A 7,722-nucleotide genomic window follows, 5' to 3' on the forward strand; every position below is an offset into this window, starting at 1 on the left:
TATCTTGAAAGAGCAAGAAAAATACTTGCAAGGATGCTTTCAAAGGAGTTAGCTTACTTTTGAAGGTAGAAAGAAGAGGTGACTCTGTAAATGCGACTAGATATTAAATCTGTGGTTCTGATAAGAGCCCTCTTTCACAAGACTAAAGCTGAACAGTATCTTAAGAGAAGTCTGACTTATTCTGTATAAATATGGTTAGCTAAAGTCTTGGTTCCCTTTTTAAAACTTATCTTCAAGGAGCAATATAATGTCTAAACCAATTTTAGGAATTGATGTATCCAAATTAGATTTAACTATTTCCTTACTCATTGATAAAAATTATCATCACACTAAAGTAAATAATAATCAACAAGGTTTTAAAGAGCTAGTTAAATGGTTAAAAAAACATAAAATTACTCAGGTAGCTGCATGCATGGAGGCAACTGGTAAGTACGTAAGTCATTTGCTAATTTTTTGTACAGCAATAACCATAAGTGATATAGTAAACCCTGCTTGTATTAACCCTTTGCAAAAAGCAAATTATCAGTCATAAGACTGATAAGGTAGATAGCATGATTATTGCTGAATATCAAGTAAGAATGATTTACATCAATAATTCCTCGGAATAAGGTGCTGAAGAACTAAAGAGCTATATCCTGTTTGCAAAATTTCAAAGGACAATATGAAGGTACAGAATTATCTTGAAACAAAAAAGACTTATATAAATCAGTATGTGCTAGCTACAATAAACTTGCTAGCCATATTATAAAAGAAATTAAAAATATTGAACTTAATATAGATAAATTACTTGCTAAGAATATTGAATTCAAGCATAAAGTAGATAACATGCAAACTATCCCAGGAATTGGTCGAATTACTGCTGTTGCTATACTTGCAGAATCCCCTGATATAGAATCCTTCAGTAATGCTAGGCAGCTTGCTGCATATGCAGGGCTTACACCTAAACATAAAACTTCCGGTACCTCCATAAAGGGAAAAAGCACTATATCTAAAATAGGTTCTGTTAACCTACGAAGTGCTCTATATTTTCCAGCTATTGTTGCTAAAAATCATAACCCTATATTTAAGCAGTTTATTCAAAAGCTATCTAGTAAGGGTAAACCCACTAAAGTTATTATTGTTGCTATTATGCGTAAATTATTAATATTGTCTTTGGTGTAATTAAAAATAATTCTATCTTTAATCCTAATTTTATCCTTGACTCCTAAGACAGTATCAGTTCCAACTTTAAACCTAGTAACTGCAGGCCAGCGAGAGTTTGGAGAAGCAATGAAATTTGGAGCTTATAGTTAGTAATGCTTTTGATAAACTAGCCGATTTTGCTATTAAGAGAGCTGATTCCATGAGTCCAGTTATTGTTGTTGTCTCAGGTAAAGTTGTGGATGTTAAAAAAGGTTTTGACTTATTGAAGCATAAAAAAACACAAAATTTAACTTATACGATGCCAGATTTGAATGTTAATCAAGCATAACAGGAGAACAGGTTAAGTTATTACCTTTGGTCTGTATGAGCTTAACTTGCTTCTTTAGATTTGACTGTAAAATTCCTAAAGGTGTAAAATGTATATCAGAAATAAAGGAAATGGTTGCTCAAGGATTTTTTGATTCCGATAAAGTTGTTGAAAATAACACCAAAAAGAGGCTGTATTATATGTTATAGGCTAATCAAGTTAAATCAAAACATAGAGAATACTAGTCCAAAGAAAAAATACCTTATTAATTTATTTAAATCAAAGCGGATCCAAAGTGAGCATACATAGGGATTTTGATCGAGAAAGATTATCAAGACATTTTGTTTATAAATCGTATGATGAAGAGACTCAATTGTTCTTTAATCGCCGTTCAATAGGCTTACTTGCTTGGCTGCTAGTAGGAGCAACGGTTCAGGCTCAAATTGCTGAATTTCTAAAAAATGATGAAAATTTACCAGCTGCAAGTAGCCTACAAGTATTAATGATTGGGAGCCATCATATAGAGCATTTTTTGAATAATTGGCAGTCTTATCGTAAAGGCAAGATATTTGTTGAGCTAGCAAAAAGAAGAGCTGAATTTTAACATGATAAAGCAAAAATGCAGGTATGATAAAGGATACAGTGCTTTTAATTTCAGTGACAATACTAAACGCTAATATAGATGATATGATTCGAAGAAAAGAAGCTCTGCACGTTTAAGTCGATTGGATTAAATACTGAAAATGTTGATGCCAAACAATTACTAAAGTTCATCAGAATAATATTTAATTGGCCTGAAGAAGAGCATGCAGACATTAACCCCTATGAAATATTGTCGGAACAAATTCTACGAGGAGATTTTTCACTATTAGAAGATTCATAAAATTAAATAACGAACAAGTAATTATTAGCTTAGAAGCTGGTAAAAGGCCTATGGAGATTATCAGCTATGGACTTAGGCAATGAAATGCGTCGTGGAGAAAAGTCTAACTTTTTGATTCATTTTGGCTTGCAGATTTTACCAAATCAGGCTAGAACTGCTGCTGTCACGAAAAGAGAGGCATTAGAAAGAAATATTAGTGCTGGAATGGGTAAGTTTTTTCCTGATTTACTACAGGAAGCTGAGGATCTATCAAGTGCAGTCGCTGCTTTACAGGGTGGTGATAGAATGGTATCATCTCAATGTCATTATGTGGGATAAAAAGGCTAAGCAGTCTGCATCAGCTTTTTGTTCAATGTTAAGACGTAGTGGTTGGTACTTTGTTCCATGTAAGTATGATCATTTAGCAGTATTATTAGCTTCATTACCAATGCAATTAGTTAAACAAGGATAGCAATATTCAATTGAATTGAGTAACCAGCTAGGCCAGCATGTCTGCTTTGATCAATATGGTAATCTAATAAGGGTCTTTAGAATCAAAGCTGTGCCTGCCAAACAGAACAACACTATGCTTTCCGTTATGGAAATAAGCATTAGTCGATAATAACAATATGCAAATCTGATTAAAATATTCTATTAAGTAGTATTAAAGGGCAATAATCAAACACCAAACTAGTACATTATAATTTTATTATAATGTACTAAATGATTCAACGTAAAAAAAGGTTTGACCATGAAAAGTTGGAAGTTACAGCACGCAAATCTGATCAAAATATTCAATAATACGCTTGCAAGTGGAGAAATACAGGAAATAGTTAACTCTAATGGAGAAGTTCCGGGCAAAAGATATTTTAAACATCGTCGTGAAGAAGGCAGCACTGCTTATAGTATTAATAGCTATAACAATTAATAGCTGCTATGCAGTTGTTGGCTGTACTGGAAGATTCGCGAATCCTATAACTGATGTATGTTGGAAGTGTTTGTTTCCCATTACTATAGCTGGATTTAAGGTAGTGAGCAGTTCAATGTCTGATACTAATGCTCCAGAAGACCTGATATGCTTTTGTCCAAGGACTGAAATTCCAGTAGGTTTTTGGGAGCCAGTACGTCTTGTAGACGTTACCAAATCACCAATGTGCATGGTTAGTCTTGGTGGTTTTGATACTAGTACTCAAAAAGGCATGAAAGATGATTCTGATGGAAGCGCTTTTTATCATATTTATTGGTATGTTTACCCGGTAATTTATTGGCTAGAGATTCTGCTTGATTTTGTTTACTTAGAGATGGTTTCAGTTGATATAGCTTATTTAACTGAATTTGCCTTTATGGGGAGACGATGAATCAGCAATTTTAAATCCAGAGACATTATTATTTCAAAATGTCACAGCTTATCATGCCTGTATAGCTGATTGTATGGGTTGCAGTGCTATTGGAGGTGTGGCAAGTGATTTTGGTGTGCTGGTTGTCAGGGCATGCTGTATCCTTTTACTGGAACTGCTGCAGCTCATAATGGAGGAGTTGGCATATCTGTGTTAATGGTTGCTAAGTTCTAAGATGCATCAACAATTGATGCTACGGGGCTACTATAGCTATAGAGGATTGTGTTGTGGCAAGTATCCAATGCCCATTACGAAGAATATCGACTACAGATGACTTACCCAATTCCAGAAGTTACCTCTTGTAAACGTATTGGTGAAACTAAGGCTACTTGGCAAGCTGGTAGAGAGTTTCAAGTTAATGGAGAGGATTTTAGTTATTTGATTTAGCGCATTTTTACTTTAATATCAGCTTTTTGAACGTATGTTGGGTCATATATCCAGCTTCTATTTTCAGTAGCTTTAGTTAAATTTTTTACTGGTACTGGTCTAAGAATTTTCTTTTTAACTCTTTCCTTAAATTCCAGCTACATTTCTTTTAGCAGGCCACTTTTAGCGGCAGAATTAAGCTTAGCAATAATCACATACAATAATGATTCTTCAATGATTGGGAAAGTATGACCTCTAGTGCCATAATCGTTGATAGTGGCTGCCTTAGATACTTGATAAGCTATAGCAAATAATAAAAAAATGAACTTATAAACTGCATGCCAATTCATTGAATAATGCCTCGCTCTTGTAAAATATCATTAATTGATTCACTAACTCCCATAGCCATATGGTCTTCTATGACTTGATAATCTTTGGCATTGGTTGAGGTTAACAGTAAAGTAAATGGGTCAATCATTAACCTACCGATAACTCCAGAAACATTAGGACTGTACATAGCTACTTCACTATAATATGGAGGATTTGAATAAATAGACTGCAGTAGTTTCCAATCCTCATCTACAAATCCAGCTAATTTAGGATTAGCTCTCATAGCCTAAATGATTCCGAATTTTACTTTGAAATTATCTTATGAGAGAAGTTCTCAAAGGCCTTTTCAGATGCAGAACCTTCTTGATGAAAGTAATCTGTAAGCTGTTGAGTAGCTGATGAATTTTAGCAATTGTTTAGCATCAACATTTTCAGTATTTAATCCAATCGACTTAAACATGGCTTGCAGAACTTCCTTTCTTCGAATCATATCATCTATATTAGTATTTAAATCAGGTATTGTCACTGAAATCAAAAGCACAGTATCCTTTATCATGCCTGCATTTTGTGAGCTCTATCATATAAAAATTCAGCTCTTCTTTTCGCTAGCTCAACAAATATCTTGCCTTTACGATAAGACTGCCAATTATTCAAAAAATGCTCTATCTCTGAAAAAGTCCTTATGTATGCCCACTTTGGATCTGCTTTGGTTTAAATAAATTAATAAGGTATTTTGATGTCTTTTTAGTTTTTCAATCTTTGCAACAACTTTATCTAAATAAATCCCTAATTTTAAACTGAAGTTATTTATTAATAAAGAGATATTTAAAACAATAATTATTTTTTGATCTTTAATAATATGGAATTGAAGTTGGTAACTAGTATAAAGAAAAATATGAAAAACAAACTTTTAGCCTTTAGTTGAAAGAATTTTTACTATGTGAACTTTCAATTATTAAAGCTATATTCATTTATAACTAAAGCTTAAATAATTTTATTGAATATATCACACACGCCATATATCAAGATAACATAGCATAATAATTATCAGATAATAGAAGAGATGGTACTTCTATTATCTCTACTCCTGCCGATTTGCTATATTATTATCTAAAACTAATATGCGCATTAATTTTTCGCTATCAGGACTAAAAGTTAATATAATAATCCTTTGAGCAAGTAATTTATTAAATGCCCAAAATTTATTTTTTGTAGTATAATGAATGTAATACCAAATATTCGAATTATAAGCTGGAATAAAAGCAGGAGATCCTATTAAAGCACTAACATCATGCTTTGATAAACTTTGTGATGATAACTTTGTTTGTAGCTGTTTTACTTGCTCATCTCTAACATACTTACCATGGTAACTAACAGTACTAGCGCTAAATGCTAAGAATATATTTAGCAGCAAAAATATTTTTTTACAAACTCTAAAAGAAAGCATACTATAAATTTATATAATTATTAATTAACTAGATTTATCTAATAAAATATAATATATTAAGCTTTGATTTAGTAAATAAAAATTGCAAATTTAATTGTATTATTAGCAGTATATATGGCAGTACCTAAAAAAAGAACTTCAGTATCTAAAAAAAAGATGCGTAGGTCGCATCATGCTTTAACTAAAGTTAATGTTATTACAGATAAAAAAACAGGAGAGTATAGGCTTTCACATCATGTATGTAAGATTCATGGAACCTATAATGGGCGGCAAGTTAGTATGAATAAATGTGATATAAAATAATTGTAATTATTTAGTTTAGAGATAGCTGCATCCAATACCTTCTATTTTCTTCGAAGTACCTTCCAATGAGCTAAGCAGTTTATTCTGCTTGAAATTAAAAAATCTATCTGTAAAAGCCTATTAAAATCGACAATTGTTGTGCTCTGTAATCGAATTTATAGTAACAAATTCGTTAGGCATACTTATTTTTTTTCAGAACCAGCAGTATCCATAATTAATTTAAGCAAATTTTATACATAGTTTTTATTTGTTATATGTAATATATATTACATATAAAATAAATATTGTTTTAATTTTTAATTGTTATTAATATATAGTACATTTGATATATTAAAATAGGGAATGTTATAATAAAAATGAAATAAAGAACCTTGTTGAAGGTAAGAATATTATTGATTAAATTAGGGATAAAGTAAAAAAAGCTAATATACTTGAAAAGTATTGGAAGTTGATTATTGAGTCAGATTTAGCTAGAACATTTATCTTAAAAGGTAACAGCAATCGAAAAGCGATAGAGAATAATTTTAAAGAGCTAGATCTAAAATAACGTGTTTTTAGTTAACTTTCGCTATAAGAAATCATAAAGAGAACGTGAGGTAAAAAAGTGCAAATGTATAATATGCTGTATTGTGCAGGTATTGGTAGCTAAAAATTGTAATAAAACATTCAGACTGTTTTCTTAGAACATAGACAGGTAAATATTCTGAAGACTGCATAATTAACAATAAATGGGGTGTTTATGATACGAGAAAACTGTGAAAAAGAATTTGATATACAAACTGAAATGGAGATTATTCAATCTGTACTAGATCCAATAGCTAAATCTAAAGGAATAAAACTTAGTTGTGATTATTTAAGTACAATAAGGAAGGTTATTGGTGATAATTATAGAATACAAACAGTACTGACAATATTAACTAGTAATGCTATAAGATTTAACAGCAAAGGCAGTAGAATTGGTGTTGAAATTACTTTATTTCCAATAAAAATGGATAATAAACACAGAATGTTAGAAGTTGTTGTTAATGATACAGGCTCCGGAATTTCGCAAGACAAAGTAGATCAGATAAATAAGGAATTTAAAGATGTATATTTGGAAGAGGCATTAACACTTGGGTTGAGGCTAAAACGTGTAAGGCAATTGATACAAGAAATGAATGGAAGCATTATACTACGAAGTAAAGAGAATGAATATACAAGTTTTACTTTTAATGTACTGGTAAAACTTGTTAATCCATTTTTTCTATAAAATAGCATGGTAGATTTAACAAAGGACATATACGGAACATTGTTTTAATTATGATATATAACATTGTCTACTGAAAAGGCCTCAAGGCATATTCAATATATTGGCTTGTATGAGCTTAACTGGCCGCTTTAGAAGTGATTTTTGACTGTAAAATTCCTAAAGGTGTAAAATGTATATCAGAAATAAAGGAAATGGTTGCTCAAGGATTGTTTGATTTCGATAACATAGAATCAAGGAAATCAAAATAAAGTGAGTATACATAGGGATTTTGATCGAGAAAGATTATCAAAATGTCTATGAATCGTATGATGAAAAGAC

Annotated in this window: 11 protein-coding genes and 3 pseudogenes; 10 read left to right on the forward strand and 4 right to left on the reverse strand. The window is 31.4% G+C overall.

The window, feature by feature from the left end; translation table 11 throughout:
* Nucleotides 1-247: 247 nt before the first annotated feature.
* The 8 genes and pseudogenes from OCHUTO_RS04430 to OCHUTO_RS06880 form a co-directional block, all read left to right on the forward strand.
* A complete protein-coding gene (locus OCHUTO_RS04430) occupies nt 248-532 on the forward strand; it encodes an IS110 family transposase (protein WP_045797536.1) in 285 nt (94 codons plus the stop codon).
* A gap of 293 nt (nt 533-825) precedes the next feature.
* A complete protein-coding gene (locus OCHUTO_RS04930; protein WP_052694659.1) occupies nt 826-1,161 on the forward strand; it encodes an IS110 family transposase in 336 nt (111 codons plus the stop codon).
* 115 nt (nt 1,162-1,276) lie between these two features.
* Nucleotides 1,277-1,471: a hypothetical protein gene (locus OCHUTO_RS06955; protein WP_052694660.1), complete on the forward strand. Its 195-nt coding sequence runs from the start codon at nt 1,277-1,279 to the stop codon at nt 1,469-1,471.
* A 247-nt stretch (nt 1,472-1,718) separates the two neighbouring features.
* Nucleotides 1,719-2,781, forward strand: a pseudogene (locus OCHUTO_RS07190) (TraC family protein); the annotation flags it as partial.
* Between the two features lie 282 nt (nt 2,782-3,063).
* Nucleotides 3,064-3,240: a hypothetical protein gene (locus OCHUTO_RS05890; RefSeq protein ID WP_156961308.1), complete on the forward strand. Its 177-nt coding sequence runs from the start codon at nt 3,064-3,066 to the stop codon at nt 3,238-3,240.
* Complete coding sequence (locus tag OCHUTO_RS06870) at nt 3,155-3,670, forward strand: TraU family protein (RefSeq protein ID WP_269745495.1); 516 nt, start codon at nt 3,155-3,157, stop codon at nt 3,668-3,670. The genes OCHUTO_RS05890 and OCHUTO_RS06870 overlap by 86 nt, the downstream gene beginning before the upstream one ends.
* The gene (locus OCHUTO_RS06875) at nt 3,648-3,866 is read left to right on the forward strand and encodes a TraU family protein (protein ID WP_269745496.1); all 219 of its coding nucleotides are present in this window, start codon (nt 3,648-3,650) and stop codon (nt 3,864-3,866) included. The genes OCHUTO_RS06870 and OCHUTO_RS06875 overlap by 23 nt, the downstream gene beginning before the upstream one ends.
* Nucleotides 3,791-4,096, forward strand: a pseudogene (locus tag OCHUTO_RS06880) (TraU family protein); the annotation flags it as partial. The gene OCHUTO_RS06875 and the pseudogene OCHUTO_RS06880, both read left to right, overlap by 76 nt.
* 137 nt (nt 4,097-4,233) lie before the next feature.
* Here the strand turns inward: OCHUTO_RS06880 and OCHUTO_RS06960 are convergent.
* The 4 genes and pseudogenes from OCHUTO_RS06960 to bamE all read right to left on the reverse strand — a co-directional run bounded on the left by OCHUTO_RS06960 (nt 4,234) and on the right by bamE (nt 5,819).
* Nucleotides 4,234-4,425 carry a hypothetical protein gene (locus OCHUTO_RS06960; protein ID WP_052694663.1) on the reverse strand — a complete coding sequence of 64 codons (192 nt, stop codon included), beginning with the start codon at nt 4,423-4,425 and terminating at the stop codon, nt 4,234-4,236.
* Nucleotides 4,422-4,801 (reverse strand): annotated as a pseudogene (locus OCHUTO_RS04465) (conjugal transfer protein TraC); the annotation flags it as partial. The pseudogene OCHUTO_RS04465 and the gene OCHUTO_RS06960, both read right to left, overlap by 4 nt.
* Nucleotides 4,752-4,961, reverse strand: coding sequence for a hypothetical protein (locus OCHUTO_RS06665; RefSeq protein WP_045797590.1), 210 nt, complete (start codon nt 4,959-4,961; stop codon nt 4,752-4,754). The gene OCHUTO_RS06665 and the pseudogene OCHUTO_RS04465, both read right to left, overlap by 50 nt.
* A 525-nt stretch (nt 4,962-5,486) precedes the next feature.
* The gene (gene bamE, locus OCHUTO_RS04475) at nt 5,487-5,819 is read right to left on the reverse strand and encodes an outer membrane protein assembly factor BamE domain-containing protein (RefSeq protein WP_232297004.1); all 333 of its coding nucleotides are present in this window, start codon (nt 5,817-5,819) and stop codon (nt 5,487-5,489) included.
* Nucleotides 5,820-5,966: 147 nt separating this feature from the next.
* Here bamE and rpmF point away from each other — a divergent pair, with 147 nt between their 5' ends.
* Both rpmF and OCHUTO_RS04485 read left to right on the forward strand, forming a co-directional pair.
* Entirely contained in the window at nt 5,967-6,155 is a 189-nt protein-coding gene (gene rpmF / locus OCHUTO_RS04480) for a 50S ribosomal protein L32 (protein WP_045797592.1), read from the forward strand.
* A 739-nt stretch (nt 6,156-6,894) separates the two neighbouring features.
* Nucleotides 6,895-7,404 carry a sensor histidine kinase gene (locus OCHUTO_RS04485; protein ID WP_045797593.1) on the forward strand — a complete coding sequence of 170 codons (510 nt, stop codon included), beginning with the start codon at nt 6,895-6,897 and terminating at the stop codon, nt 7,402-7,404.
* The last annotated feature ends 318 nt before the right edge of the window (nt 7,405-7,722 follow it).

Origin of the sequence: Orientia chuto str. Dubai (assembly GCF_000964595.1) — a bacterium.
Taxonomy (GTDB): domain Bacteria; phylum Pseudomonadota; class Alphaproteobacteria; order Rickettsiales; family Rickettsiaceae; genus Orientia; species Orientia mediorientalis.

Excerpts from the sequence above, each read along its gene's own strand:
- OCHUTO_RS05890 (WP_156961308.1), top strand. The coding sequence starts at position 3,064 with ATGAAAAGTTGGAAGTTACAGCACGCAAATCTGATCAAAATATTCAAT.
- rpmF (WP_045797592.1), top strand. The coding sequence starts at position 5,967 with ATGGCAGTACCTAAAAAAAGAACTTCAGTATCTAAAAAAAAGATGCGT.
- OCHUTO_RS04485 (WP_045797593.1), top strand. The coding sequence starts at position 6,895 with ATGATACGAGAAAACTGTGAAAAAGAATTTGATATACAAACTGAAATG.
- OCHUTO_RS06960 (WP_052694663.1), bottom strand. The coding sequence starts at position 4,425 with ATGAATTGGCATGCAGTTTATAAGTTCATTTTTTTATTATTTGCTATA.
- OCHUTO_RS04930 (WP_052694659.1), top strand. The coding sequence starts at position 826 with ATGCAAACTATCCCAGGAATTGGTCGAATTACTGCTGTTGCTATACTT.
- OCHUTO_RS06870 (WP_269745495.1), top strand. The coding sequence starts at position 3,155 with ATGGAGAAGTTCCGGGCAAAAGATATTTTAAACATCGTCGTGAAGAAG.
- OCHUTO_RS04430 (WP_045797536.1), top strand. The coding sequence starts at position 248 with ATGTCTAAACCAATTTTAGGAATTGATGTATCCAAATTAGATTTAACT.
- OCHUTO_RS06665 (WP_045797590.1), bottom strand. The coding sequence starts at position 4,961 with ATGATAAAGGATACTGTGCTTTTGATTTCAGTGACAATACCTGATTTA.